Genomic DNA, 25,601 nt, shown 5'->3' with positions numbered 1-25,601 from the left:
AAAAAAGTTAAAGAGGTTCACATGCTAACAGCAACCAATCCGTTCACTGGAGAGAAAATCGACAGTTTTCCCTGCCTGACTAAAAATGAAATGTATGCACGTATTGGTGAAGCCAATGCGGCTTTTGCCGAATGGAGTGACAGAAGTTTTAATGAACGTGGCGAAGTATTGCATGCCGTTGCCAAACAATTACGCGCCGAAAAACATGATCTGGCACAACTGATGGCATTGGAAATGGGTAAGCCGATTAAAGAAGGGATACCGGAAGTTGAAAAGGCCGCGCTTTGTGCAGAGTTTTATGCCGAAAATGCTGAAAGGTTTCTCGCTCGGGATACCATCGCTTCAGATGCATCACTTAGCTACGTCTGCTATCAGCCATTAGGAACTTTACTGGGCATTCTGCCCTGGAATGCACCGTTATGGCTGGCATTTCGCTATCTGGCACCAGCTTTAATGGCAGGCAATACTTGCGTCATGAAGCATGATCCAAATGTCCCGCAAACCGCCCAGGCCATCGCCAATGCTTTTATTAAAGCTGGTGCACCGGAAAATATTATGGTGAATCTGCCATTAGAAACCCCCGAGGTTGAATTAGCCATTCGTGACCCACGCATCATGGCTATTTCGTTTACCGGTTCGGGTGGGGCAGGTCGGAAAGTAGCCGAAATAGCCGGCAGTGAAATCAAACCCTGTGTACTCGAACTGGGTGGATCGGATCCCAGTATTATTCTTGCAGATGCAGATCTGGAAACAGCTGCCGATGTGGTCTGTCTTTCACGGGTGATTAATGCCGGTCAATCGTGTATTGCTGCCAAACGTATTATTGTCGAAGCTGAAATCTATAATCATTTTATAGACTTACTTTCAACACGACTGAGCAAATTGCAATTGGGTGACCCATTGCAGCCCAATACTGATATCGGGCCGATTGCCCGTAAAGATCTGCAATTGAATCTGCATCGGCAGGTTGAAGATACGGTAGCCGCAGGCGCTAAATGTCTACTGGGAGGCGAACTGCCAGATGCTGAAGGGTTTTTCTATCCGGTCACTTTATTGACTGACGTTACACCAACCATGTGTGCATTTCGTGAAGAAACCTTCGGTCCGATTATGGCGGTAATAAAAGCCGAAAATCACGAACATGCGTTAGAACTGGCGAATGACACCGAATATGGTCTGGGAGCCAGTGTCTGGACCAGAAATAGCGAATTAGCCAGCCATTTGGCGATGCAATTGCAAGCTGGACAGGTCGCGATTAACGGCATAGTCAAAACCGATCCACGCTTACCTAGCGGTGGCATCAAAGGTTCAGGTTATGGCCGGGAATTGGGACCGCATGGAATTCATGAATTTGTGAATGCCAAACAGGTGTGGATTAAATAATTTGCTAACGGGGGTGACACCAATGTGTTCACCCCCATTAAGTTCAACGTTGCTGAATTTGTGAAGCCAGTTGCTCTGCCAGCTTATCCAGATTGCTACCTAATGCACGAACCAGAGCTGGATAACCATCGGTAGCCAAGGTGGTTTCTATATTGAATGGTGAAATAGCCAGCAGGTGTCCCTGGTTGTCTTGAAGCTGCCATTGTCCACTGCTGACGGCCTTGCCGTTAAAATGGCCCTGAAACTGTTCAATCTCCAGCTGTAAAGTTAACGCATCCTGTTTCAATCCACGGCTATCTGAGACCACTAATGTATTTTGAAGCTGTGAACTCAAACGGTTACGCAGACCACGACGTATTTGTTGAGCCAGATTTTCTGCCCAAAGATTTTCTCTTGCCTGATGCAGGGTAATATCGTCCAGTTGTAGCACAATACGATCACTATCCAGAAATTCGGCCAGACGGATAGATCCAATGACTAATACCTGCTCAGCACTGGTTGAAACCTGTGTCATAGCTTGAGCAGTTTCAGGCAGATTATAACGCTCAGTATTGACAGGTTTGGTAGTGCAAGCCACCAGACTCATTAGAAGCAGAGCGCTAAATAACGTTTTAAAAAATGTTAATAACATGGGACATCCTGATTATTCAGTCGGGGCTCTAGGTAACGGATCGCTGCTGTTACGACGATCAAAAATCAGTGCATTGGGTTGTTCGCCCAAGGTTTTGGCAACGGGCTGAATATCCCGCAACAGTTTTTCCAGTCGTTGCAGGGTACCGGTCATCTCCTGATAAGCCGAAGAATCAGGTGACAAGCCTTGCAGCGTGGTACGAATTTCAGCCAATGTCTGATTGATATTGGCTGGAATTTCCTGGGTTTCTGACGCATTGACCAATGTCTGAATGCTGGCTGTCAGATCACGGATTTCTTTCAGCATCGTTTCAGAGCTTTCCAGGTTACGATCCATGCCGGTTAAAATCGGCTCGACTTCCAGCTGATTCAGTTTATCCAGCAAATTAGAGACCTTCAGTTCAATTTGTGCCAAACCTGTTGAAGTCGTTGGCAACACCTGATGACCTTCAAACGTTCTGGCTACAAACTCAACTTTATCATCACGCTGAAAATTAAGATCGACAAATAACGAACCGGTCAGCAGATTACCGGATTTAAGTGTGGCTCTTAAGCCTGCATTGAGCATGCGATCAAATCGAGCTTGCCATTCCTTGATATCAACTTTTTCATTACCGCCCAGTCGTTGGGGTTCCAGACGAATTAACACCGGAATGGCAAAGCCACTCTGCGCATTACGTTCAGGGGAAGTGAACTTCCACGGTACACTGGAAACGGTGCCGATGCGGATCCCGCGAAACTCTACAGGAGCGCCCTTGGAAAGCCCGCGGACGGTATCTTCAATTAACAGCACATATTCAAGGTATTGGGTATAGGCTTCCTGACGCGCACTTTCTTCATCACCATACAAGGTAAATGTAGTGTCCGCTTCAGCGGGAGCGCCAATCGGTAAGTTTTCGAGCACGCCAAAAGTGACGCCACCTCCTAATAACGCTTCCATAGAGGCGATATTGACCTTGAAGCCTTCTGAGTCCAGTTTTAAATCGACCCCACTTGCTGACCAGAAGCGGGTACTTTCGGTGACCAAAACATCATAAGGGCTTTCAATAAATAGCTGGTGGCGCATTTCCCGGCGTTCACTGTCAAATTCTGCGCTTTCGACACGGCCTACATTAAAGCCCTGATAGGTTACTGGATCACCTACCCGCAAAGAATTACCGAGTTGGCTGATGAGTTTGATGCGCAAGCCCTGAACACCCAGTGTGGATATGGGAGGTTGTTCCAAAACCTCAAATTGGCGTTCTTCGATAGTGCTTTCTCCGGGCTGTAATTGGATATAAGCACCAGAAAGTACTGTATTCAGTCCACTGATACCTTCACGTCCGATACGTGGTTTGACCACCCAGAAACGTGAATCATCGACCAGCATTGGTTCAGCTTCCGGATTGATACGGGCAATGATTTGGGTGTGGGTTAAATCATCAGATAGACGAACCTTTTCAACCTGGCCAATATCGACATTACGCGTTTTGATCATGGTTTTACCGGCTTCGATGCCCTCTGCATTGGCCATGGTCAAAGTGATTCTGGGGCCAATGCGCGTGTAATTGTCATATATCAGCCACAATCCAATCATTAAGGCCACAATGGGGATAATCCAGATAGGTGAAAACCGGGATTGTTTGCCGGATCTGGCTTTGTGCAGGTCAGTTGGTTTTTCGTCGGTGGTGACGGGTGCATCACTCATTGATGGTTTCCTTGGACGGCTGTTTTCTCGCTGTTTGGGGCGAGTCCCATATCAACCGTGGATCAAATGTCATTGCGGCCAGCATGGTTAAAATCACAACGGCACCAAACGCTAATGCAGCCGGACCGGGGGTAATCGACATGAGATTACCGGCTCTGATTAATGCCACCAGTATAGCGACTACAAATAAATCTACCATGGACCAACGGCCAATAAATTCAGTTATCCGATATAGTTTGGTTCTTGTGTTCGCCATCAGTTCGCTACTTTTTTGCACCACAATAGACAGCCAGATTAATGCCAGTATTTTGCCCACCGGTACGACAATACTGGCGAAAAAAATCACGGCGGCGATGGGCCACGATCCTTTTTGCGATAACTCAATCACGCCACCAATGATGGTAGAAGGGTTACTCTGTCCTAATAATGTTGTCGTCATGATTGGATAGACGTTAGCCGGAATATACATCACGATGGCGGCGGCCAAAAGCGCCCAGGTTCGTTGCAGGCTGTGTGGTAAGCGTAAATGCAAAGCTTCACCACATCGACGACAATGTCCATGACCTGAGTCATCGAGTTCGTTAATCAAACCGCAGGTTGAACAACCTGCCAAGCCTTGAGATGCTGCGGTTTCTCCGGTGCGAATAGCTTTAGGAGCCTGTGGCTCTCCGGCCAGTGAGAACCACATCCAATCTGCATCAATCGATCGGGTCGTCATTAATAACAGGATAGCAAACGCACAAAATGCCCAGAATGATACGCCTAAGATAATCTGTGCCATACCGGCAATTTTAATCAGGCTGACCAGCGCCGCGATAATAAACACATCGGCCATCATCCATGGGTTCAGATGAGTAAGTGAACGGGCAATGCCACGGCTGAATGGAAAGGGTGCTGCACGCAGTAAACCCAGTTGCAACCAAATCACTCCGCATAAATAAACGGCAGGTAATACGATAATGGTTAAGGCCACAATGATCGCCACCAGCGGCTGATGAAAACCAATCATGCTGGTCGCTGTTTGGGTGAGTTCAATATTATTGCCAATACCTCTGGCTTCAAAGCTGACAAACGGAAAGGAGATCGCCAGAATCAAAGCGATTAATGCACTTAACGCTAAGGCCATGCTGCGCTGAGCAGGACGAAAGTGTCGACGAACCAGAATATGCCCGCAGCGTGGACAGGTCGCATGTTCGCCCGGGCGTAATGTTGGCAAAACCACTACCCAGTCACATTCATGGCAAGCGCGCATTCTTCTTAACGAAGTTCGGCTTTCCGGTGATGCCGGGGCAATATCGGCAGACAGATTATTGGCAGTTGCAGTGTGCTTCAATTCAGTTTTCCGTGATGTCGGCCAACAAATGAAAGGTAAAAAATGGCATTATACGCATTGGTAATAGATATGTCGGTCATCAGCAGACAGAGGTTACATACCGTTCTTTTGATATGACATTGAATTAAAAACGCTGTTCATTTATTGCCATAGGGTGCTGTGATGCCCCTGAATCCTGAAAAGGATGTTGGTTAAAGAATACTGCCATCCACTCATTAATCTAGGAGAGAAAGAAGTGCGAGATATTCTGTTTTTCGATTCCATGTTAACACCGAAAATCATTACGCTGGTTTACTGGTTGTTATTAGTTGCCGCGCTGGTTTCCGGTCTTGGCATGATGTTCGCTGGAGGCTTTGGCAGTTTTTTAATGGGGATCTTTACCATGTTGGCAGGTGCCGTAGGCGCTCGCATCTGGTGTGAACTGCTTATCGTATTATTCAAAATCAATGAAAATATGAAAAAAGTGGCAGATCAGTAAATCGTCCACAAAAAAGGGCTCTTCACAGAGCCCTTTGCATTTTTGTTAGCAAGGCGGCATGACATCAGACTTTCTTCACAAATTGCGATTTAAGTTTCATCGCACCAATGCCATCAATTTTGCAGTCAATATCGTGGTCGCCATCCACAAGGCGGATGTTTTTGACTTTGGTACCAACTTTCACCACCAATGACGAACCTTTCACTTTCAGATCTTTGATGACCGTTACGGTGTCACCATCCTGTAACACATTGCCATTGGCATCGATAATCTCATTTGAGGCTTCGCCCTTGTCCATCACCTGATCGGCTGACCATTCATAAGAGCATTCCGGGCAAATCAGAATATTGCCATCCTGATAGGTATATTCAGAATCACACTTCGGACAATTGGGTAAACCACTCATTTCAAACCTCATTTAATAAGCCAGCGCGTCGGCGGCATCGCGCGATATAGTACGCGAACGGCCATTTTTTTGCTCATGATCAAAAAATTAAGATGCATCGCTGGTCAATGTTAGGGTCGAAAAATGCGTTAACAATCACAGGAGTTTGTTTCGGTTTCGGGTGGTTGATGACCCTGACAACATTCTTCTTTCAGATAGTCCATCAGCTTTTCCAGATGAGGAAAGTTTGGCTTGCAGCAAATGCTGCGCCCTTTTTTATCCTGAATAATCAGATCCGCATGCGCCATTTTGGTTAAATGATGGGAGAGAGTAGAGCCCGGTATGGCTAAACTACGCTGGATATCACCAACCGGCACACCTTCATGTCCCGCTTTTACCAGATACCGGAAAATAGCCAGACGACTGCTATTGCCTAACTCGGCCAAACTCAAAGCTGCTTCGTCATGGGTCATGATTTCTCCTATATTTCGATTTTTATGGAAATTTAGTTGACACAGATAAAACAAGCAAGTTATTTTATATTTCTATTTTTCTAGAAATATAGGATTTAAAGATGAGCCAGAATCTACATGATGCGTTAGGGATGTTTGCTTTTTTAGCTATTGAACTCTCAATTTTGTTTCTCGTAGTGAGCGTTCTGGTGGGGTTGGTGCAATGGAAAATTCCCGCTGAAAAAATTCAGAGTCTGCTCGGTCATCAGCGACGTCGTGGGTACTTAATTGCAGCAGGTTTAGGCGCTATCACGCCTTTTTGCAGTTGCTCAACCATACCCATTCTGAAAGGGCTGATTAAAGCCCGAGCCGGGTTTGGCCCGATGATGGTGTTTTTGTTTGCTTCGCCATTGCTGAACCCGATTATTGTGGTGTTGCTTTTCGCGACGTTCGGGATGCAGTTGACGCTGGTTTATGTCATATCTGCTTTTATCGTTTCCGTGAGTGGAGGCTGGTTATTAAACCAAATTGGCTTTGAACGCTATGTACGGGATACGCATTACGAAAATAGTAAAGTGGCAGATTTCTGCTGCGGTTCATCAGCAGAATCAGCAAGTCGCGGTGAGTCAGCAACAGACACTATAGATAAGGGGACCGGATGTTGCTCAGCTGAAAACCAATCTGACGATTGTTGTGATAATAAACCGGTTGCTACAACACCATTTCAACGTATCAGCAAACAAGCCTGGTCGGATTTTATCGATGTATTACCGTATTTACTGGTGGGGATAGTGATTGGCAGTGTGATTTATGGTTTTGTGCCAACCGATTTTCTGCAGCACTATGCGGGCAGTGATAATCCTTTCGCTATCCCATTGGCAGCGATTATCGGCGTGCCGTTGTATATCCGTGCTGAAGCCGTGATTCCCTTGGCTTATTCATTATTAGCCAAAGGCGTTGGGGCAGGGACAGTGATGGCCTTGATCATTGGCAGCGCCGGAGCCAGTCTGACGGAATTGATATTATTGCGTTCATTATTCAAAACGCGTTTATTAGTGGCCTTTGTTGCTGTGGTGATGACCATGGCTATTGCCGCGGGTTATCTGACTTATTTGCTATTCTGATAGGCTGCTTCGAGTTTCAGGATATCCAGCTTGTTCATCGACAGTAATGCTGACATAACTGCTGGAGCACGCTGTTTATCCTGCAGCATTTTATCCAGCATGGTCGGCACAATCTGCCAGCACACGCCAAACTGATCCTGTACCCAGCCGCAGTGCAATGTCTTGCCACCATTGACTAACAATCTCTCCCAGAGCCGATCTATTTCAGCTTGGTTCTCGCAACCGACCAACAAAGACAGTGCATGATTAAAGGCCACGTCAGCACCGCCATTCAGCGCAATAAATTCCTGACCTTCGATGCGGAAGGTAATGGAAAGCACCGAACCATCAGGGCCAGGACCTGCACTGTTGTAATACAGTCGGTCCACTTCCTCACCGCCAAATACTGACAGATAAAAGGCAACAGCTTGTTGGGCATGGTCGTTAAACCACAGACAGGGCGTGATTTTCTGCATCTCAGCCTCCTCTGATGTTTTGCTCGGTTTGCAACTCACGCACTGGACGGATTTCAATACTGCCGTAACGGGCTGGAGGAATATTACCGGCCAGTTGAATGGCTTCATTGATATCGCGAGCTTCCAGTAAATAAAACCCGGCCAGTTGCTCTTTGGTTTCGGCAAAAGGCCCATCGGTCACTGTGACCTTGCCATTGCGAACCCGAAGGGTGGTCGCGGTTTCAACTGATTGCAACGCTGAACCATCCAGCATATGGCCACTGTTTTGCAGTTTTTCACTACAGGCTATACATTCCTGATTCAGACTGTCCCATTCCTGCTGAGACATTGCGTTCATAATATTTTCCTGGTAGTACACCAAAGCCAGATATTTCATCTTAATTTCCTTGTAAGCATTGTCCGCAATTAATCATCCATGGCGTGCCAAACCGATCGACCAGCATGCCAAAGCGTTTAGCCCAGAAAGTCGGTTCAAATGGCATTTGGACTATGCCATCTTCCGCCAGTTGATTAAAGGTGGTTTCCGCCTGCTGTTCATCTTCAAAAGCAATCTGCACATGAAAGCCTTGCGGTTTTTCAAACATGCCGGGGGGGCAATCAGAGCCCATTAACATCCAATTGCCGACCTGCAGAGAGACATGCATGACTTTGTCAGCAAACTCGGCGGGCATGTCGTCTGCCATGGGTGATTCGCCTCCGCTCATCATCATGACGATACCGCCACCTAACACCTCGGCATAAAACTCAAACGCCTCCCGGCAGTTGCCATCAAATAACAGATAAGAACTGGTGGAAAGCGGTTGTTTACGACGTTTCTGGTCGAGATCAATATGTTTCTGTAAGCCCGGACCTTCAGCAAAATCACTCATTTCATAGAGCTGTCTGAGTTCCAGTTCAACATTGCCATCGGCATCTTCCACCGGCCAGCGTTTCACCCAGTCCAGCGCTTCCTCTTTGGAATTAACCTCAATAATGGTAAAGCCAGCCAAGACTTCTTTGGTCTCGGTAAATGGCCCATCAGTGATGATTGGCTTGCCCTGCTGGAATTGAATACGGGCGGCTTCAGCAGAGGGTTTTAAACCTTCACCGGCTCGTAATATGCCAGCTTGTGCCAGTTGCATATTGTAGTCACCCATCGCGGATAACAAGTCTTCACTGGGCATGACGCCGTTTTCGGTATGTTTATCAGCCTTACGTAAAATCATAAATTTCATTTTGGTCTCCTTACCATGATGTTTCGGGTGTCAGATGGAACATAGCTGCACCGGTTGCCATATCAAAGGGCAATGAAAAATGCTCGTGAACAATCAACCATTTGTTATCACGCTTTTGATAAACCTGTGTTCCACGGACCCAGCCTACCTGCTCTTCACCGGTTTTATCATCAATACCGCCACATTGATTAAGAAAAAAACACACGGCTAGATCACCATCCACTTTGATATCAATCTGGCCGATTTCAAATTGCGTCATGGTGCACATCTGTAAGCAGTTTTGCCAATGCGTCTCATACTTGCTGCGATGGGTAAATTGCAGTTCAGCAATCGCATCAAATGCCCGGACATCTTCAGCATAACAAGGCATAATTGTTTCTAGGCTCTGGCTGAGAACTGCTTGTTTCCAGTTTTCCAGTTGGTGTTCAATTTCAGTTTTTGCGTTCATCTTTTCCTCCAGTTTAAAAGCCCCGCAATGTGGGTCTTATTAACTAGTCGAATGTAAAACAGCAAAATCGACAGCACGGAAATATTTTTTAAATGCCGGGTATGTCCCTTATTAATCCAATTGGTCTAATCGTCTTTGCAAAAAGCGTTGTTCAGGAGCTTGTTGGGTTAAGGCGAGTGCTTGTTGATAAGCTAAACGGGCAGTATCAAACTGATTTATTCGACGACATAAATCCGCTTTGGCGGCATAAATCAGATGATAGTGGTTAAGCTCACCTTGAGTAAGCAAATCTTCAATGATGGTTAATCCCGCTGCGGGTCCCTGGTGCATTGCAATCGCTACTGCCCGATTTAATCTGATTACCGGTGAATTGTTAAATTGCAATAGCGCGTCATAGAGCCCTACAATCTGTTGCCAGTCCGTCTGCTCAAAGGATTTGGCTTCTGCATGCACGGCGGCAATAGCTGCTTGCAGGGTAAAAAGACCAAATCGTTGGCTTGCCAAGGCCTGTATTACCAGTTCACAACCTTGCTGAATCTGCTGTTGATCCCACAGATTACGATCCTGTTCTTCCAGAGTAATCAACTCGCCGTTGGTATCCACCCGGGCATAACGCCGTGAATCCTGTAACAGCATCAATGCCAGTAATCCTGTTACTTCCGGTTCCGGTAACAACTTTTTTAATAATTTTCCAAGGCGGATAGCCTCAGTGGCTAATTCATGTTTAACCAATTGCTCGCCATTGCTGGCCGAATAGCCTTCATTAAAGATAAGGTAGATAACCTGCAAGACGGATTGCAGCCGTTCAGTTAATTGATCAGTTTCAGGAACTTCATAAGGAATTCCTGCTTCACGAATTTTGTTTTTGGCTCTAACTATTCGTTGTGCAATCGTAGTTGGTTTTTTCAGAAAGGCGTGGGCGACTTCCTCGGTGGTCATGCCACAGACCTCTCTTAATGTCAGTGCTAGTCGCGCGTCTTCGGCTAATGCCGGATGGCAACAGGTGAAGATCAGTCGTAATGGATCATCTTCAATCTGCTGTTCATCCAGCGAGGGATCTTCAGCGGCAATTACATCATTAATGGTATCAAGGGAATAATCAAAACGTGCCTGTCGGCGTATTTGATCAATGGCTTTGAAGCGAGCAGTGGATATCAGCCAGGCTCGCGGATTATCTGGAACGCCATCCAACTTCCATTTTTGCAAGGCAATCGCAAAGGCTTCATGCATGGCTTCTTCAGCCAGATCAAAATCGCCCAGTAAGCGAATTAATGTACTCAGAATCTGTCGTGATTCTGTGTGATAAATTTGATCAACTATTGGTTTCATTTGGGCATTTTAAGGCCAGTCCAATTCAACCCAGACGGTTTTTTACAGATTTAATAAAAGCCTGTTGTATTGGCATTTCTCCCTGATACAACTCTTCAATCTGATTAACTGTTTCCGAATGATCCAGGCATTGTAAAATGCAAGCTGCCACATCGGTCCGGGAAATAAATTGCTGTTGTTGATCAGCGGGACGAGTGGTAGTGATTTTACCGGTTAACGGGCCATCGGTTAATCTGCCGGGACGCAGAATAGTGTAGGGCAGATGGCTTTCGATAAGATGCTTATCGGCAAAATGTTTACAGATGTTGTAATGCTTGATGGCGGGCGTGCCGTGTTCCGGATCGCCGGCATCACGTGAGCTGATCATCACAAATTGTTTAATATCGTGTTGTTTGGCTTTATCGATAGATTTACAGGCGCCCCATAAATCCACCAGGATAGTTTTATCGGCCCCGGTTTTGCCGCCTGAACCGGCGGTAAACACCACTTTATCGCAATCAGTAAAAGTATCATCTGGCAGCTCTTCTTCAAGATCTGCGATCACCACTTCAGCGCCCATCTGTTCAAATTCAGTCGCTTGTTCTGCTTTGCGTAGCATTACTTTTACCGGCAGCTTCTGTTCGGTCATCATCTGTACCAACAGTTTACCGATCTGACCATTTGCGCCGATGACTAATGTTTTATTCATGTTCTTCTCCTGTGGCTGGAACACGGGATGACCTGAGATAACTTCGAAATACTCAGAACATGAAAACAGAGTACGGCGAGTATCAGGTAGAACTCAAGAGCGGAATCAATATGAAAATGAGGGTAGAGCGAAACCGCCATCCAAAATGGATGGCGGTAAAAGGGGGATTAAGCTTCGCGTGAAGATTGATAATTTTGCAAAAAGGCCTGTAAACCTTGCTGAACCAGATCGTAGGTTTTATCGATATTACTGGCTATGTCACCTTCAAGTACTTTCAGTCCGCCAAGAATATCGCGGGCTTCCTTGAAGCCTTGATCGATTCCACCACCAATCACTTTCACAAATGATTCCAGGGCTTCATCCAATGGCATGTCCTGACGGGTGCTGTAATAGGCATCAAAAAAGGCAGTGCTCATTTGCACGATGCGATCTGAAGTCGCTTCAGGTGAGACATCAAGGCCTGATTCATAGGCTTTTTGAATCGCGTTATCACCAAGTTCGGGTCGCAAAACATCATTAATGCCTTCAAGAGCCGTTTTGAAGAGCAATGACATTGCACCATCGCCATTGCCCTCACTGATATTAAAAGAAACCTGCAGAATGGATAAATTCAGTTGGCTGTTGGTGTCGGATACCGAAAACTTTTTTTCCTGTGCCAGAGCAGAAACCTGCTGTCCAAATGGACCATCCTGTTTGTTTACAGGATCTTTTGCCATGGAACTGACAGTCTGGCCGAATGGGGTACTATTAATGGTCATATTCTTGTCCTCTAGAAGGAGCTACCCAAATTATAGCGGACGCGATGATCAGAACTTGAGTTTATTATTTGCTTTTTTGGCCGATAAAAATCAATTCGGGCAGCAGGGATGCAGACCATTTTCATCTACCCGACCACTGATAAGTCGTTCTGGAATGATTTCAAAATAATGGTTTATTGGCTGGATAAATGCTCCGTAAGGACAGCCAATCTCATCGGCAGCCATGGCTTCCAGTATCACCTCTTTGCTGGTTTGGTCCGAATTTTTAAAGCTATCTGCTAATACCCAGAAAGGTTTGTGCCAGTCTTTTGCGGCCAGTGCCTGCAGATAAGAGCCACTTTTGTTAACAAAACACTGATCGGCAAGCCAGGTGTCACAGCCCACCAGATTGATATCAATGTCAGACATTATCTTTCCCATTTGTGCATCGGTGATAACCGAAACCGGAATCTGCCAATGATTTAGTTGTTCAGCCACCAGAAACCCTTCATTGCCCGGTGCACTGACAGTAACAACCACTCGAAAATCGGTTTGTTGCTGTTTAAGCATCTTGAATAGGGCCAATACTTGAGAGCTTCGGCTATGCGTAAGAATAGTTTGACCAGGCTGAATCAGCTGACAGGCATGCCCGACAACATGATCGCTGGCCTGAATTAATAACACGCGAATATCGGCCAGCTGTTTCAGATAATGTAGACGAAACTCGCCATTGAAGTGCAGGGTAATAACCTGAGCCAGCCAGCGTTTTAATGCGTTAGTAACAGCATGCATACTGGGGCGAATCTGGCTCAGTTCCACTACAATATTTGCCAGTTCTGCTGAAGTTTTGGTATCAGTTTGCTGAAGAAATTCATGCAGATGAGACAGGGTTTCAATAGCCAGCTCACTGGCACCGGATTGCCGATTATCTTGAAGCTGTTGTTTGAGTTGTTGATACAGCATTGTAATCAAACTTGTTTTTGAGCTTCTCGAATAGGGCTTAACGCCAGTAACCAACCCAATATCATAAAGGTCAGCATCCCCAGCAGGATAACTTCAAACTGCACGCCACCATCAATTAAAAAGCCTAAAACGGCAGGTGCCAGACCGGTTGAAAACACCATTAAGGCAGATTTCACACTGCGTACCCGGCCAAGATGTTCCCGCCCCCACAGCACAACCAACAAACTGTCAACGACGGGTGAGGACATACCGAGTGAAATACCGGCCCCAATCATTAAAATCAAAACGCCTGCATTTCCTCCCACAATAACAGCCAGAATGATGGCTAAAGCAAATGGCATCAGATAAATTCTGGCAAGCAGTGACACGCCTAACTCATCAATCCAGCGTCCGCCAAGCAAGGCTCCGGGAAAACGGGCAACGCCCATCGCTGTTAAGCCCAAAGCATAGGTTGTGGTGGTAGCGTTTAAATCCAATGTCATTTGTGCCTGAAAAATAAAAATACCGGTCAGCGTGACCGGCAAGGCCATGGTCAGAGGAATAATCAGCCAGAATCGCTTTTCCAGCAAGGGATTGGGACCCTTGATTTGGTTGCCACTACTATCACGCTTGATTTCAGGTGCCTCAGGCCAGGGCGCCATAAACAATAACACTATCCAAATGAGAAAAATAATCGCTGCTACTGCCCACCAGATTTGCTGCCAACTCAACCATCCGATTAATAAGGCGATAACCGGCGCTAAAATAATTTCACCCAAAGGCATACCCAGACTGACCAGTCCCAGAGCCCTGCCACGATTAACAGTGAATTCGCGCCCAGCCAAAGTACTACCAAAATGCGTCATCAATCCCTGACCGCATAATCTGACCAGGCCTAAACCAATGACCGCGGGGATCAGCCAAGGTGAAGTGGTCAGTAAAATAACGCCGGTAAGTAATGCGGTCAGCACTAACAATGCATAGCGCCGTGGAGCAATCCAATCCAGTTTCTGGCCGTAATGCAGTACCAGAAATCCACTGATCATGGTGAGCGCGGCATACACTGCACCAAACTCACCCGCGGATAAATTTAATGAGTTGGCAATATCAGACTGAAACAGACCAATAAAAAAGCTTTGTCCGAGATTACCGGTGAACAGTGCGATAAAACCAATGGCCAGCAAACCAAACTGGTTGCGGATCAAACTGAAATAACTGTTTGCTTGAGGTGTGGTCATAGATTCCGACGTGAAAGGTAAGTGGGCCGCAGCTTTTCTAATAGCAGAAAAGTAAATCACTAAAAATTATAAAGCAGTGAATCAGTGCGTGCGAATCCGGTTAAACCAAGTTTGCTGGCACGAGTGTTCCATTGATTTATCAATTTTATGATGGAAGGGTTCCAGGGCGAGTTTTGTATATCTTAATTAATGAAATGTAAATGCAAATCGTTTGTGTTAGCAAGTATCATTGTGTAAACTTTTTTAAATTTATCTAGGTGGGTTTATGAAGTTTGATACACGACGCGCTATCACATTTTCTATAGCATCACTTTGCTGTGGAATGGCAATTGCCGATACTGAACAACAATCCCAAGTAGAAGAGCAAAAGCAAGAAACGTCTGACAATGTCAGTCTGGATTCACTTCATGTTTATGGGGAACCAGAAGAAACCAAATCAGCAACCAAACTTGATTTGACTGTTTTTGAAACACCTCAAATCGTATCGGTTATTTCGAATGACCAGATCCAGGATTTTGCATTACGTGATGTGAATACACTACTGAGATATGCCCCGGGCGTAACGGTTGAGCAGGTTGAAACAGGACGAACCTATTACACCGCGCGCGGTTTCGACATAGTCAATTTCCAGTACGATGGTCTTGGAGTGCCATTTTCATTTGGACTGACTCAAGGTCATGATGACACGGCAATGTATGAAAAAGTCGAAGTCATTAAGGGGGCAAGTGGTTTGATTACCGGGCTTGCTAATCCTTCAGCGACAATTAACTTTGTTCGTAAACGGCCTACTGATGAGTTTCATGCTTCTGCGAAAACATCTTATGGTTCATGGAATACACGTCGAATTGATGTGGATCTTTCGGGGCCTATAAATGAGCGAGTACGTGGTCGATTAGTCGTCGCAAAAGAAAAAGGCGACTCTTACCTGGACCGATATACGACTGATAGGGATGTATTTTATGGCATTGTTTCAGCTGATCTGACAGATACAACCGAATTGACCTTAGCTCACAGTGTAAATGATACATACAGCAAAGGTAATTCTTCAGGTGCTTTACCACTTTTTTACAGCGACGGTACGTTAACCAGTTATGACGTGTCGACTAATACCGCGCCAGATTGGGCTTATCAGGATGTGAAACAAACACGAAGTTTTGCCGAACTGGATCATGAGTTAAGTGAGAACTGGTCAGTAAAAGCTATCTATACTCAGAATAAGCAAGAAAAACAGTGGGATTCATTCTATCTTTCGGGTAGCCCAGATGCCTTTACTGAAGAAGGTTTAACAGCCCATGCCAGTCATTATGATGCACAAGATAAAGAAAAAATATTCGATCTTTATCTTAGTGGTCAGTTTGAATTAGCCGGCAGGGAACATGAGCTGGTGGTCGGCATCAATAAAGCTGATATTAAACTTACAGGACGATCTATTTACTCCAGTGAATGGAATTACGCCCCGGTTGGTTCTAATTGGGCTGCAGGATACACCCCTCGACCAGCATTTGATGTTTATGATGCAGACACCCAATCAACCAATATTGATCAAGACCAAGACTCGGCCTATTTCTCAACCAGACTTAGTGCCACTGACAGGCTTTCCTTTTTACTAGGTGCCAGAACTGTCAAGATTGAACAGGATGGATACAGTTATGGTGCCCCACAAAAAGTATCGGATTCAGAGACGGTGCCTTATGCAGGTGTTACCTATGAAGTTATTGATGGAACCATGCTCTATGGTAGCTACAGTGAAGTGTTCAAAGCCCAGACATGGGTTGGCGCAGATCTATCGCCATTAGGTTCGGTGAAAGGTGAAAGTAGAGAAATTGGTATCAAACAGGAATTTAATGATGGCCGCGCCGTATTAACCTTAGCGCGTTTTGAGTCCAGACAGGAAAATTTTGGTGAATGGATTGATCGTGATGCTGCGTCGGGACTAAATATTTACCGTGGTGTTGAGATGGAGAGCAAAGGTTATGAAATTGAATTATCTGGTGAAGTGGTAGATCGATTAAACCTGAGTATGGGTTACACACACTTGGATATAGAGGATGAAAATGGTGATAAAACTCGAACCTTTATACCCACTAATCAATTCAAAGTAGCCGCAAGTTATCATGTACCTCAAGTTGTCGGACTCAATGTCGGTGGCGGGGTAAGATGGCAAAATGAAATTTACGTTGGCGATGTTGAAGTGCAGGGAAGTTATGCCTTGGTGGATATGTTTGCCCAGTACCAGCTCAATCAAAACGTTACACTTGCTATGAATTTGTATAACGTCGGCAATGAAAAATATTTTGAAAGTCCGCAATGGGGACAGGCTAATTACGGTGCAACAAGAAGTGCCATAGGCTCTGTTACCTGGACATATTAATTCTCTGGATATAAAGATTCGGGCATCATCATGATGCCCGAATAATAGTAATATAATGCATATCCAGCCGTTTAAAAATTACTTATTACCAGAAAAATGCTGCCTTAGATCCGCAGCAGATTTTGAATGATTTCGTCTTCGGTTTTACCTTGGGTACGTAGATTGTAATAGTACTGACAAAGTGCCGAGAAACTGTGCGGAGTTTGTAATGTTGGCAGCTTGGTAAACCATTCCAATCGATCTACCGCGGTTTCATTAATGCGATGTTCGAGCAACATATCTTCCAGTTGTGCTGCACGATTGGCAATCATCCGGTGACTTTCATCGAACCGGTCAGCCGCGATAACCAGTAATTCTGCGGTTCGTTCTATTTCTGCTCTTTCATCTGTTACTTCAGCACGGCTGCGTTTTACCAGCCATTCCTGCGGTGACATTTCAACTTGTCCGTCCAGCCACAGGGGGATTTTATCTTCATCAGCTATCGGTGCAGTCTCCATTTCCGGAACAGCATCACTTCCTTCACAGCCTCCCAGCGATAACATCAGTAATAAGCTCAATATGAAAAATGGTGGTAATGCAAAAGACAGCTTTAACATTTGTACTCCAGATGACATTGCTGACAAACAGCAATTTAGGGGCATACTAGAGTGCTAGGGCTAAAAGTACATCAGAGTTAGTCCTGATTTATTAGGGAAGATGTCACAAGCTGCTAAAAGTCAGTCTGGCAGATTGGATTTATTCGATGTGTTTTTGTGTTTGTTAAAAAAACGCGGGTTTTTCACGATAAATGAAAAGATCCAGCGTTCGAGAAAAGATTTCGCCTGAGCTTTTTTCAAATAGCCATAACCAAGTATCGAGATAATCAACGCGCCAATCGCATCAACAATCAGGTCATACATTGTGTCCGTTAAACCTGAATGATCGCCGAACATCGGTTTTTGCATATTGGTGCCGAAAATCTTATCCATCGAAAATTCAAATATTTCCCACAAAGCCCCCATTCCCAGCGCAAACATAAAAGCAAAAAACGCCACAAATCCGGGCTGCATCTGCATATGAATACTGTCATTTTCATTCAGTAAATAAACCAGAAGAAAACCTGTAATTCCCAGCAAAAATCCTGAAGTAGTATGCAGTGCAATGTCCCACCACCAGAAACGGGTGTAATAGCCATGAACTTCACCTAAAAAAATTGACGCGAAAATAAAGCCGATTGCCATCAGCTGAAATACAGGTGGCACATGCACATTGAATTTTTTGGCGAGCAAAATCGGGAATAATGTGATGATGATTATGCCGGTGGTAATCACCACATTAAGCCATTGTTGTTCCCAAATTGCCCCGGCCAGCCCGATAAACAAAAGAAACTGTAAAAAAAGAGTAAGTTTTCGTGACATGGATGTTTCGGGCATATTGGCTCCGGTACTCAAATGAACTGTTTGAACCTAATGGAATCATACACATGTGATTCCTTTAAATTACGTATGTTCATTAATAATCTCAATTGAAAAATGAGTTTGACTGTATGACTGCGAACAAATGACATATTTGCGAATAGTTTTCTTCGTTTTGGGATTCTTGCCCGTGCAAGCTTTTGCCGAGCAAATCATTATTTTCCGGCATGCGCTTGCTCCTGGAGTAGGTGATCCGCCGGGATTCGAACTGGAAGATTGCCAGTCACAACGTAATTTATCTGAGCAAGGCCGACAACAAGCCATTGATCTGGGCGATAAACTTCGTGATCTGGGTATCAGCGATGCAGAGGTTTATTCAAGTGAATGGTGCCGTTGTCTGGAAACAGCGGAACTACTGGGCTTTGGAAGTCCCCAAAAGCTGACGGCATTGAATTCGTTTTTTCATGCATCAAATCGCCATTTAAAAAAACAATTTCTGCAGGACTGGAAGACACATATTGTTCAGCAGCAAACAGAGAAACCCCGAATTTATATTACTCATCAGGTTAATATTTCCGGGCTGTTAGATGAGTTCATCTTATCCGGTGAAGGGGTCATAGTGGAAGTGGATGAAAATGAGGCGTTGGAAATTGTATCGGTTTTGCAATGAACCCTTTTGCCCTGTTAGAGTCCTTTAACACAAACACTCGCTTTTAGCCTGCTCAGTTAAATGCTTTCGGATTCCGGAAAAATTTACTAATGGCATCAGTCTCAAGCCTTTAGGCTTGCAATCGATTAAAAAATAACGAAACCAAACAAGGGAGATCTCAGCATCGTGCGGATTTTTGATATGCAATGGAAGTTAACTTCGGGTCTGCTGATGACATTGTTGTTAGCCTTCAGTTTTACCGACATGGTATGGGCTGAACCTGCTGCTTCATCCAATAACGAAACGCATTACTCGGCACTTGCCGATACGCTTGAAAATGAGCAGGCACGTGAAAAACTCATTACCGAACTGCGTGATTTGGCCGAAGCCGCAGGCGCGATGGATAAAGAGACTGATTCAGTCAGTCTGGTAGCTGAACCCACTTTTGCCCGGCAAATTGCTAATAAAACCCAAGCCGTCGCCCAAGAAATTGTTTCAACAGTGAATGCGGGTTTTTCTGCTTTAACCGGAACGGATTCGGATCAAGAAAGCGCGTTTGATTGGCAGCTGATACTGGATGAAATCTTCTTTCTGGTCGTCGTGATTGCTGCCACGTTATTGATGTTTTACGTGCTGCGCAGTCTGGCACGCCATGCTTTTCGCCGTGCCAATGACTGGGCTGAAGCAGATGGCGAATATCCGGTTTTTCGAAAATTCAGCGCGATTTTACTGGCTGCAGTTGTTGATTTACTAACCGTTATTTTGGCATGGGTAGCCGGTTATGCTGTGGCTTTATTTGCCATTGGCAGTAATGGTGAGATGAATGTCAGTCAATCGCTATTTCTGAATGCCTTTCTGGCGATTGAAATATTCAAAGTGATTCTGAGAACCGTCTTTGCTGGGCGGGATGATGCTTTGCGTTTATTACCCATCTCAGCTGAAAGTGCGACATACTGGCATATCTGGCTGGTGCGTTTAACCAATTATATCGGCTACGGCATGCTATTGGTGGTGCCACTTGTCAATCTGAATATTAATCCGGTGATTGGTCAGTTGGTCAGTGTATTGGTGGTATTAAGTGCATTTATCTATGCCGTCCTGGTGATCATGCAAAACCGCATGTTAGTCAAACAACGTTTGTTATTCCACGCGCAGCAGTCCACCTTAAGTTTTTCACGGGTCAGTCTGGGAATTCTTGCGCGCAGCTGGCATGTGTTGGGTATTGTTTATTTTGCCGTAATGGCGGGAGCATTATTACTTCGTCCGGAGGATGCCTTGCCGATGATGCTTAAAGCCACTTTCCAAACGATTATGGCATTAGTGATTGGCGGCTTAGTGGCAAAATTTATGGCCAAAACCCTTGGTCATCCGGTACATGTTTCAGATGATTTGCGTTCACGTTTTCCATTACTCGAAGAACGGTTGAATGGATTTGTGCCCAATATCTATAAAACCTTACGCATTTTGCTGGTCGTAGTGGTTGCTGCCGTGATTCTGGATGCGTGGGGAATATTCAGTCTTTCGGCCTGGTTAGCTTCAGATGCGGGTATTCAGACTATCGGTACAGTAATCAGTGTGGCGGCGATCCTTGTGGGTGCGATGGCCATCTGGATTGCTCTGGCCAGTTGGATTGAGCATCGGCTAAACCCTAATGATGATGGTCAGATGCCTACGGCCAGAGCAAAAACATTATTGACCATTTTCCGTAATGCGGCAGCGATTGCTCTGATCATTATGACAGTGATGATTGTGCTGGCAGAAATAGGTGTCAATATCGGACCATTACTGGCAGGGGCTGGTGTATTGGGTCTGGCTATTGGTTTTGGTGCCCAGAAACTGGTTCAGGATGTGATTACCGGTGTATTTATTCAAATGGAAAATGCCATTAATGCCGGAGATATTGTGACAGCTGGTGGTATTACGGGGACCGCTGAAAAACTTACTATCCGTTCGTTAGGCTTACGTGATTTATCCGGTACCTACCATATGATTCCGTTTTCGGCGGTGGATACTGTTTCCAACTTTATGCGGGAGTTTGCTTACCATGTTGGTGAATATGGTGTGGCGTATCGTGAAAATACAGATGAAGTCATTGTGCATCTGCGTGAAGCGTTTGCTGAATTAATGGCTGATCCTGAACAGCGTGAAAAAATTCTGATCGACGAACTGGAAGTCCATGGTGTGACCGCGCTGGCGGACAGTTCGGTGAATATCCGGGTACGTATTAAAACCCTTCCGGGGACACAATGGGGTGTCGGCCGGGCTTATAATCGTCTGGTTAAACAGCATCTGGATGCGGCGGGCATTGAGATTCCATTCCCGCATATGACCATTTACTTTGGTCAGGATAAAGATGGTTCTGCGCCACCTGCACCGCTGAAAATGGTCGGAGACTCGGATGCAAATTCTGCCATTCAGTTAGAGCAGAAGTCTGAAAAAACAGAAAGCTCAAAATCTTCGAAATCCAATCCAAAGCATAAACAGGATTTCGATGAAGAACATTAAACAGTAAACACCCTGTTGATAACGGCAGGGTGTTTTTTATTTAGCCATTGAGCCGTTGCTGTATTAACCGCTGCATATTCCGAGTGGCGGAACAGTTATCGCATTCATTCAATGCCGTTTTTATCAGTGTTCGAGCTGAACGGTAATCCTGCTTCAAATAAAGCAGGGTGGCCGTCATCAAAGGTTTGTTATGATAATTTTCCAATAAATCATCAATCACCAATTGCAGGCCGGGATCGGCGCTGAAATAACGCAGATCACTGGTATCGGCAATTAATGCCAGGTTCAAAGCCCAAAATGCTTTATCCGTTTCACCCTGTAAAGCCGTGGCTAAAGCAAAACCAATTTTGGGTAAAGAAGCTTTGGGATTTTTACTGGATTGCGCTTTAAAGGCATTAATCGCTGTTGTTGATTCATAGCGTGATAATGCTTCCCAACCATCAAGATTGGAATAGTTTGATATAGACGCAGCTGTGGAAAGGGGCCGTGATGAATTAGCTGTATAGCGACGTATAGGGTCGGCATTTTGATAATTCTGAGAATAAACAATCGGTGTAATCAGGGTGATACTGTTGCCTCGAAAACCATAATAGCCTGTTCGATGACGAGGTCGGGTTGTATCGTAATGTCGGTAATACGGTTTATAACGAGGTTGCTTGAAGTGGTTGAGCCTGGGATCCAGTCCAAATGAACGGTGGCCAGTAATACCGATAGAAGGGGAGCGATAATGCCGGTTTCCCGAAATACCATGGTGTGGTCGATTATGCATATTCTGACCAAGTTGCACGTTCACCGACACATCGGCATAACTGTGTTGACTTGGTATAAATACCATTAGTCCAGTAAGCAGGCTGGCGGTGAAAGCTGGAAGAAATAGATTTTTAATGAATGACATAGCCATTACCTCACAGTTTGGCTGGCTGATGACTATCAGACTTGCAGTCTGTGTTGGGGTTCATTGCCATGAATGTAAATTCAGGTAAAGCAATGTTTCAGCGAGCTTTTTGGTATCATGCGCGCTATCTTTCTCTGTTTAAAGTTTCCCATGTCTGAAAATGATTTTTCTAAGCTGAAGTTACCTGCTGAACAACTGGCTGTACTTGATTCGCTCGGTTACAAACAAATGACCGCTGTACAGGCGCAGAGCCTGCCACTGATCCTGCAGGGCAAGGATTTGATTGCCCAGGCAAAAACCGGCAGTGGTAAAACCGCTGCCTTTGGCCTTGGTCTTTTACAAACGATTAAGCCTGACTTTTTTGCCGTGCAAGCCTTAATTATTTGCCCAACACGGGAGTTGGCCGATCAGGTAGGCAAAGAATTACGTCGTCTGGGACGTTCTATCCCGAATCTTAAACTGGTGATGTTATGCGGGGGTAAACCGTTAGGCCCACAAATTGTGTCATTGGAATACGGTGCACATATTGTTGTAGGCACACCGGGAAGGATTCAGGACCATCTGAAAAAATCCACTCTGAAACTCAATAAAGTCAAAACTGTGGTGCTGGATGAAGCCGATCGCATGCTGGATATGGGCTTTGTTGATGCAATGCAAGAAATCATTAAACAAACGCCAGGCTCCAGACAAACCTTATTGTTTTCAGCGACGTTTCCCGACGGTATCAAACAGATCAGTCGTACTATTCAGCGCGATCCGACAAGAATTACTGTTGAGTCACAACATCAACAAGCGGTCATCGATCAGCTGTTTTACGAAATCAAAAAGCATGAGCGTAACAGTTCATTGCTAATGTTGTTTCAGCATTATCAGCCTAAAAACGCGATTGTGTTCTGTCATACCAAAAAACAATGTGATGAAGTGGCAGAATGGCTTCGTAACCATAAAATTGATGCCCAGCCCATTCATGGCGATTTGGAACAACGTGAAAGGGATCAGGTCCTGGTGCGTTTTGCCAACCAGAGTTGTCCTGTTTTGGTTGCCACCGATGTGGCCGCGCGTGGGCTGGATATCAAAGCGATTGAAATGGTAATTAACTATGAATTACCACGTGATCCGGAAGTGTATGTACATCGTATCGGTCGAACTGGTCGGGCAGGAGAGTCAGGTCTGGCTATGAGTCTGGTAGCTGAAGCTGAAATGCCACGCATGCTGGCAATTGAGAAATATCAGAAAAAACCGTGTCGCTGTGATGTACCAGCTTCGCTGGATCGCGATGACAGTTATACCCTTGAAGCCAATATGGTGACTATTCAACTGGATGCCGGGCGTAAAAACAAACTTCGACCAGGAGATATTTTAGGGGCATTGACGGGGGATGCTGGGTTGGATGGTGCCGATATCGGCAAGATCGATATTTTTGATATGTCGAGTTATGTGGCTGTTAGCAAATCCGCATTGCGACAGGCAATGAATTATCTGGCCGATGGAAAAATCAAAGGCCGTACAATTCGGGCCAGAAAAATACGTTAAATTGACTCAGAATGGATTATAAAAACCTTGTTTATGTTGTGGAATAAGTACCCTTAACGGTAAGTCTCAACGAGTGTTGCCATGACCGATTTGATAAACGACAACCCCACCGATAACGGTGTCTACAAAACGCTGCTCGAATCGACCAGGGCTATTCCGTGGAAAATAGATTGGGCAAGTTTGCGATTCTCCTATATTGGTCCACAGATTGAAGAACTGCTGGGTTGGGAGCCTTCCAGCTGGCAGTCGGTTGAAGACTGGGCAACCCGAATGCATCCGGAAGATCGGCAGTGGGTAGTGGATTTCTGTGTTTCGCAATCCCAGTCAGGCGTTGATCATGAAGCCGATTATCGAGCACTGACAAAAAATGGCGACTATGTTTGGATCCGCGATGTAGTTCATGTGGTTCGCAAGGAAAATGGTGAGGTCGATTCATTAATTGGTTTTATGTTCGATATCAGTGAACGTAAAAAAACGGAACAGGAACTGATCAAGTTACAAAAAGAACTTGAAGAACTGTCTTTCAAAGATGGATTGACCGGTGTAGCCAATCGTCGCATGTTTGATACGGTCATTGAAACTGAGTGGCTAAAGGCTCGGCAGAATAAACAGCCATTGTCATTGATCGTTATTGATATCGACTTTTTCAAAGAATACAACGATTGTTATGGTCATTTGCAGGGTGATGATTGTCTGAAGCAGGTTGCTGCAACCTTGAATAATGTTGCCGTACGTTCCCGGGATTTTTTTGGACGCTTTGGTGGCGAAGAGTTTGTGATGCTGTTGCCGGAAACAGATAATAATGCCGCCTGGTCCATAGCCGAGCGTTGTCGGCAGGCACTTTTCAAAAAACAGATCCCTCACGACCGCTCAAAAGTCAGTCAGTTGCTCACTATTAGCCTGGGCGTCAGCACCATGATTCCATCGGCAAATGATGAGCATAATGAACTGATTGATAGAGCAGATAAACAGCTCTATCAGGCCAAGCAAAAAGGCCGTAACTGCATTCAGTCTGCCTGAGCAATTAAATATTGCCACAGGCGCGATTAGCCGGTACGGCGACATCCATCATTTTAGGATTGGGCAAATTCAGGTTATCCATGATTTGCTTGTATTCAACCACATCTTTCACTTGCAAACGTGGGTTATGCTGGCGTTCTTCACCGATGGTACTGACCATCCAGCCTTTATAATCATGCGCCGGATAGACCCACGTGTCCTCTGGAAATTTCAATAATTTGTCGAACAGACTGCTGTACTGTTCTATTGCACTGCCATTTTGAAAATCCGTTCGACCAGTGCCACGAATCAATAACGTATCCCCGGTAAACAGATATTTCTGACCCGCATGCTCCAGCATAAAGCTGTAAGAGTCATCGGTATGCCCAGGGGTGTGCAGTGCTGTCAGGGTCAGCTTTCCGACAACAATTTGGCTTCCATCATGGAAACTGTCATTGGCGCAGGAAGAATTGGCCTGTTGTCCCATATAGGTCTCACAACCCGTTATATCACGAAGTTTGCCCAGAGCCGTAATATGATCGGCATGAGTATGGGTATCCATGGCGATTTTGAGGGTTAATCCCAGTTCGTTCAATAACCTCAAATATCCATCTGTTTCATCAACCACCGGATCAATTAACAGGGCTTCTTTGCTTTCATTGTCAGCAATTAAATACGTGTAGGTTGACGAATGTTTTTCATAAAGTTGTCTGAATAGCATGGTGATTTATA

General features: G+C 45.2%; 26 protein-coding genes. 8 read left to right on the top strand and 18 right to left on the bottom strand.

Annotated elements, in window-relative coordinates; all coding sequences use genetic code 11:
* The first annotated feature begins 21 nt into the window (after positions 1–21).
* Positions 22–1,383, top strand: a complete 1,362-nt coding sequence (locus tag B2337_RS12120) for an NAD-dependent succinate-semialdehyde dehydrogenase (RefSeq protein WP_292361565.1) — start codon at positions 22–24, stop codon at positions 1,381–1,383.
* A 43-nt stretch (positions 1,384–1,426) separates the two neighbouring features.
* On the opposite strand, the gene B2337_RS12115 is transcribed toward B2337_RS12120, so the two are convergent.
* The 3 genes from B2337_RS12115 to B2337_RS12105 are packed head-to-tail and all read right to left on the bottom strand — an operon-like array spanning position 1,427 to position 5,033.
* The gene (locus B2337_RS12115; RefSeq protein WP_292361566.1) at positions 1,427–2,014 is read right to left on the bottom strand and encodes a PqiC family protein; all 588 of its coding nucleotides are present in this window, start codon (positions 2,012–2,014) and stop codon (positions 1,427–1,429) included.
* A 12-nt stretch (positions 2,015–2,026) separates the two neighbouring features.
* Positions 2,027–3,700, bottom strand: a complete 1,674-nt coding sequence (gene pqiB / locus B2337_RS12110) for an intermembrane transport protein PqiB (RefSeq protein WP_292361567.1) — start codon at positions 3,698–3,700, stop codon at positions 2,027–2,029.
* The gene (locus B2337_RS12105; RefSeq protein ID WP_292361568.1) at positions 3,693–5,033 is read right to left on the bottom strand and encodes a paraquat-inducible protein A; all 1,341 of its coding nucleotides are present in this window, start codon (positions 5,031–5,033) and stop codon (positions 3,693–3,695) included. The genes pqiB and B2337_RS12105 overlap by 8 nt, the downstream gene beginning before the upstream one ends.
* Before the next feature lie 235 nt (positions 5,034–5,268).
* Between B2337_RS12105 and B2337_RS12100 the strand changes: the two genes are divergently transcribed.
* Positions 5,269–5,511 (top strand): DUF4282 domain-containing protein, encoded by a 243-nt coding sequence (locus B2337_RS12100; protein ID WP_292361569.1) that lies wholly within the window; start codon positions 5,269–5,271, stop codon positions 5,509–5,511.
* A 64-nt stretch (positions 5,512–5,575) separates the two neighbouring features.
* On the opposite strand, the gene B2337_RS12095 is transcribed toward B2337_RS12100, so the two are convergent.
* Together B2337_RS12095 and B2337_RS12090 are read right to left on the bottom strand one after the other, a co-directional pair.
* The gene (locus B2337_RS12095; protein ID WP_292361570.1) at positions 5,576–5,917 is read right to left on the bottom strand and encodes a zinc ribbon domain-containing protein YjdM; all 342 of its coding nucleotides are present in this window, start codon (positions 5,915–5,917) and stop codon (positions 5,576–5,578) included.
* 128 nt (positions 5,918–6,045) lie between these two features.
* Positions 6,046–6,369 (bottom strand): ArsR/SmtB family transcription factor, encoded by a 324-nt coding sequence (locus tag B2337_RS12090; protein ID WP_292361571.1) that lies wholly within the window; start codon positions 6,367–6,369, stop codon positions 6,046–6,048.
* Between the two features lie 101 nt (positions 6,370–6,470).
* On the opposite strand from B2337_RS12090, the gene B2337_RS12085 reads away from it, so the two are divergent.
* Positions 6,471–7,472: a permease gene (locus tag B2337_RS12085; RefSeq protein WP_292361572.1), complete on the top strand. Its 1,002-nt coding sequence runs from the start codon at positions 6,471–6,473 to the stop codon at positions 7,470–7,472.
* Here B2337_RS12085 and B2337_RS12080 read toward each other — a convergent pair.
* From B2337_RS12080 to B2337_RS12040, 9 genes are all read right to left on the bottom strand, one after another.
* Positions 7,457–7,927, bottom strand: coding sequence for a VOC family protein (locus B2337_RS12080; protein ID WP_292361573.1), 471 nt, complete (start codon positions 7,925–7,927; stop codon positions 7,457–7,459). The two genes, B2337_RS12085 and B2337_RS12080, sit on opposite strands and share 16 nt — an antisense overlap.
* A gap of 1 nt (position 7,928) precedes the next feature.
* Positions 7,929–8,303: a YciI family protein gene (locus tag B2337_RS12075; protein WP_292361574.1), complete on the bottom strand. Its 375-nt coding sequence runs from the start codon at positions 8,301–8,303 to the stop codon at positions 7,929–7,931.
* A gap of 1 nt (position 8,304) precedes the next feature.
* Positions 8,305–9,141: a YciI family protein gene (locus B2337_RS12070; protein WP_292361575.1), complete on the bottom strand. Its 837-nt coding sequence runs from the start codon at positions 9,139–9,141 to the stop codon at positions 8,305–8,307.
* 10 nt (positions 9,142–9,151) lie between these two features.
* The gene (locus tag B2337_RS12065; protein ID WP_292361576.1) at positions 9,152–9,589 is read right to left on the bottom strand and encodes a YybH family protein; all 438 of its coding nucleotides are present in this window, start codon (positions 9,587–9,589) and stop codon (positions 9,152–9,154) included.
* A 111-nt stretch (positions 9,590–9,700) separates the two neighbouring features.
* The gene (locus B2337_RS12060; RefSeq protein ID WP_292361577.1) at positions 9,701–10,918 is read right to left on the bottom strand and encodes an RNA polymerase sigma factor; all 1,218 of its coding nucleotides are present in this window, start codon (positions 10,916–10,918) and stop codon (positions 9,701–9,703) included.
* A gap of 25 nt (positions 10,919–10,943) precedes the next feature.
* Complete coding sequence (locus B2337_RS12055; RefSeq protein WP_292361578.1) at positions 10,944–11,606, bottom strand: SDR family oxidoreductase; 663 nt, start codon at positions 11,604–11,606, stop codon at positions 10,944–10,946.
* A 167-nt stretch (positions 11,607–11,773) separates the two neighbouring features.
* Entirely contained in the window at positions 11,774–12,364 is a 591-nt protein-coding gene (locus B2337_RS12050) for a DUF5610 domain-containing protein (RefSeq protein ID WP_292361579.1), read from the bottom strand.
* Positions 12,365–12,454: 90 nt separating this feature from the next.
* Complete coding sequence (locus B2337_RS12045) at positions 12,455–13,306, bottom strand: hypothetical protein (RefSeq protein ID WP_292361580.1); 852 nt, start codon at positions 13,304–13,306, stop codon at positions 12,455–12,457.
* 5 nt (positions 13,307–13,311) lie between these two features.
* A complete protein-coding gene (locus B2337_RS12040) occupies positions 13,312–14,523 on the bottom strand; it encodes an MFS transporter (RefSeq protein WP_292361581.1) in 1,212 nt (403 codons plus the stop codon).
* Between the two features lie 265 nt (positions 14,524–14,788).
* On the opposite strand from B2337_RS12040, the gene B2337_RS12035 reads away from it, so the two are divergent.
* Positions 14,789–16,894 carry a TonB-dependent siderophore receptor gene (locus tag B2337_RS12035; RefSeq protein ID WP_292413729.1) on the top strand — a complete coding sequence of 702 codons (2,106 nt, stop codon included), beginning with the start codon at positions 14,789–14,791 and terminating at the stop codon, positions 16,892–16,894.
* Between the two features lie 104 nt (positions 16,895–16,998).
* On the opposite strand, the gene B2337_RS12030 is transcribed toward B2337_RS12035, so the two are convergent.
* Positions 16,999–17,490 carry a hypothetical protein gene (locus tag B2337_RS12030; RefSeq protein WP_292413732.1) on the bottom strand — a complete coding sequence of 164 codons (492 nt, stop codon included), beginning with the start codon at positions 17,488–17,490 and terminating at the stop codon, positions 16,999–17,001.
* 120 nt (positions 17,491–17,610) lie between these two features.
* On the bottom strand, positions 17,611–18,306 hold the full coding sequence (locus B2337_RS12025; RefSeq protein WP_292361584.1) for a hypothetical protein: 696 nt from the start codon (positions 18,304–18,306) through the stop codon (positions 17,611–17,613).
* A gap of 172 nt (positions 18,307–18,478) precedes the next feature.
* On the opposite strand from B2337_RS12025, the gene B2337_RS12020 reads away from it, so the two are divergent.
* Positions 18,479–18,958 (top strand): histidine phosphatase family protein, encoded by a 480-nt coding sequence (locus B2337_RS12020; RefSeq protein WP_292413733.1) that lies wholly within the window; start codon positions 18,479–18,481, stop codon positions 18,956–18,958.
* 180 nt (positions 18,959–19,138) lie between these two features.
* Positions 19,139–21,442 carry a mechanosensitive ion channel domain-containing protein gene (locus B2337_RS12015; protein ID WP_292413735.1) on the top strand — a complete coding sequence of 768 codons (2,304 nt, stop codon included), beginning with the start codon at positions 19,139–19,141 and terminating at the stop codon, positions 21,440–21,442.
* 40 nt (positions 21,443–21,482) lie between these two features.
* Here the strand turns inward: B2337_RS12015 and B2337_RS12010 are convergent, their stop codons facing one another.
* Positions 21,483–22,337: a hypothetical protein gene (locus B2337_RS12010; RefSeq protein ID WP_292413737.1), complete on the bottom strand. Its 855-nt coding sequence runs from the start codon at positions 22,335–22,337 to the stop codon at positions 21,483–21,485.
* Between the two features lie 150 nt (positions 22,338–22,487).
* On the opposite strand from B2337_RS12010, the gene dbpA reads away from it, so the two are divergent.
* Entirely contained in the window at positions 22,488–23,870 is a 1,383-nt protein-coding gene (gene dbpA, locus B2337_RS12005) for an ATP-dependent RNA helicase DbpA (protein ID WP_292413739.1), read from the top strand.
* An 81-nt stretch (positions 23,871–23,951) separates the two neighbouring features.
* Positions 23,952–24,890, top strand: coding sequence for a sensor domain-containing diguanylate cyclase (locus B2337_RS12000; protein WP_292413741.1), 939 nt, complete (start codon positions 23,952–23,954; stop codon positions 24,888–24,890).
* A 4-nt stretch (positions 24,891–24,894) separates the two neighbouring features.
* Here B2337_RS12000 and B2337_RS11995 read toward each other — a convergent pair whose 3' ends face one another.
* The gene (locus B2337_RS11995; protein ID WP_292361590.1) at positions 24,895–25,590 is read right to left on the bottom strand and encodes an MBL fold metallo-hydrolase; all 696 of its coding nucleotides are present in this window, start codon (positions 25,588–25,590) and stop codon (positions 24,895–24,897) included.
* Positions 25,591–25,601 lie beyond the last annotated feature (11 nt).

It is taken from the genome of Methylophaga sp. UBA3192, assembly GCA_002363955.1.
Classification (GTDB): Bacteria; Pseudomonadota; Gammaproteobacteria; order Nitrosococcales; family Methylophagaceae; genus Methylophaga.
The sequence above is the reverse complement of the archived record's forward strand: the minus strand, read 5'-3'. Positions and strand labels throughout refer to the sequence as shown.

What these genes read in the sequence shown, in the direction of transcription:
- B2337_RS12040 (WP_292361581.1), bottom strand. Translation starts at nt 14,523, where the DNA reads ATGACCACACCTCAAGCAAACAGTTATTTCAGTTTGATCCGCAACCAG.
- B2337_RS12085 (WP_292361572.1), top strand. Translation starts at nt 6,471, where the DNA reads ATGAGCCAGAATCTACATGATGCGTTAGGGATGTTTGCTTTTTTAGCT.
- B2337_RS12075 (WP_292361574.1), bottom strand. Translation starts at nt 8,303, where the DNA reads ATGAAATATCTGGCTTTGGTGTACTACCAGGAAAATATTATGAACGCA.
- B2337_RS12080 (WP_292361573.1), bottom strand. Translation starts at nt 7,927, where the DNA reads ATGCAGAAAATCACGCCCTGTCTGTGGTTTAACGACCATGCCCAACAA.
- B2337_RS12120 (WP_292361565.1), top strand. Translation starts at nt 22, where the DNA reads ATGCTAACAGCAACCAATCCGTTCACTGGAGAGAAAATCGACAGTTTT.
- pqiB (WP_292361567.1), bottom strand. Translation starts at nt 3,700, where the DNA reads ATGAGTGATGCACCCGTCACCACCGACGAAAAACCAACTGACCTGCAC.
- B2337_RS12000 (WP_292413741.1), top strand. Translation starts at nt 23,952, where the DNA reads ATGACCGATTTGATAAACGACAACCCCACCGATAACGGTGTCTACAAA.
- B2337_RS12095 (WP_292361570.1), bottom strand. Translation starts at nt 5,917, where the DNA reads ATGAGTGGTTTACCCAATTGTCCGAAGTGTGATTCTGAATATACCTAT.
- B2337_RS12010 (WP_292413737.1), bottom strand. Translation starts at nt 22,337, where the DNA reads ATGTCATTCATTAAAAATCTATTTCTTCCAGCTTTCACCGCCAGCCTG.
- B2337_RS12055 (WP_292361578.1), bottom strand. Translation starts at nt 11,606, where the DNA reads ATGAATAAAACATTAGTCATCGGCGCAAATGGTCAGATCGGTAAACTG.
- B2337_RS12070 (WP_292361575.1), bottom strand. Translation starts at nt 9,141, where the DNA reads ATGAAATTTATGATTTTACGTAAGGCTGATAAACATACCGAAAACGGC.
- dbpA (WP_292413739.1), top strand. Translation starts at nt 22,488, where the DNA reads ATGTCTGAAAATGATTTTTCTAAGCTGAAGTTACCTGCTGAACAACTG.
- B2337_RS12115 (WP_292361566.1), bottom strand. Translation starts at nt 2,014, where the DNA reads ATGTTATTAACATTTTTTAAAACGTTATTTAGCGCTCTGCTTCTAATG.
- B2337_RS12050 (WP_292361579.1), bottom strand. Translation starts at nt 12,364, where the DNA reads ATGACCATTAATAGTACCCCATTCGGCCAGACTGTCAGTTCCATGGCA.
- B2337_RS12090 (WP_292361571.1), bottom strand. Translation starts at nt 6,369, where the DNA reads ATGACCCATGACGAAGCAGCTTTGAGTTTGGCCGAGTTAGGCAATAGC.
- B2337_RS12060 (WP_292361577.1), bottom strand. Translation starts at nt 10,918, where the DNA reads ATGAAACCAATAGTTGATCAAATTTATCACACAGAATCACGACAGATT.
- B2337_RS12035 (WP_292413729.1), top strand. Translation starts at nt 14,789, where the DNA reads ATGAAGTTTGATACACGACGCGCTATCACATTTTCTATAGCATCACTT.
- B2337_RS11995 (WP_292361590.1), bottom strand. Translation starts at nt 25,590, where the DNA reads ATGCTATTCAGACAACTTTATGAAAAACATTCGTCAACCTACACGTAT.
- B2337_RS12030 (WP_292413732.1), bottom strand. Translation starts at nt 17,490, where the DNA reads ATGTTAAAGCTGTCTTTTGCATTACCACCATTTTTCATATTGAGCTTA.
- B2337_RS12015 (WP_292413735.1), top strand. Translation starts at nt 19,139, where the DNA reads ATGCAATGGAAGTTAACTTCGGGTCTGCTGATGACATTGTTGTTAGCC.
- B2337_RS12025 (WP_292361584.1), bottom strand. Translation starts at nt 18,306, where the DNA reads ATGCCCGAAACATCCATGTCACGAAAACTTACTCTTTTTTTACAGTTT.
- B2337_RS12065 (WP_292361576.1), bottom strand. Translation starts at nt 9,589, where the DNA reads ATGAACGCAAAAACTGAAATTGAACACCAACTGGAAAACTGGAAACAA.
- B2337_RS12045 (WP_292361580.1), bottom strand. Translation starts at nt 13,306, where the DNA reads ATGCTGTATCAACAACTCAAACAACAGCTTCAAGATAATCGGCAATCC.